The sequence below is a fragment of the Chromohalobacter sp. HP20-39 genome (assembly GCF_033052815.1).
Classification (GTDB): Bacteria; Pseudomonadota; Gammaproteobacteria; order Pseudomonadales; family Halomonadaceae; genus Chromohalobacter.
On sequence record NZ_JAWHTP010000693.1, the window covers coordinates 1 to 271 of the forward strand.

General features: G+C 73.4%; 1 protein-coding gene. It reads left to right on the plus strand.

Annotated elements, in window-relative coordinates; translation table 11 throughout:
* A partial coding sequence (locus tag RVY79_RS19735; RefSeq protein ID WP_317466266.1) for a hypothetical protein occupies positions 1–271 on the plus strand: 271 nt, incomplete at both ends.

The following is a 271-nucleotide window of genomic DNA, read 5'->3' on the forward strand; positions in this document are numbered from 1 at the left end:
CTGGCCTCGGCCAGCGGCGACCGTCTGCTCATCACCGACACCCGCGGCAGCGTCTGGAACGGTTCGGGCGTGCTGGTGCTGACCGGTGGCGAGGGCAGCCGCGACGCCTCGGCCCTGCCCGGGCGGGTGCGCTGGTCGATGCGCCCGAAGTTGCAGGACTGGGGCCTGGTGCTGCAGCTCGGGGCGCAGCAGGACTGCTGCATCAACGGCACGCTGTTGGTCGGCATCCGGCCCGGCCTGGGTCGGCTGCAGCTCAGCGTCGACAGCCGCG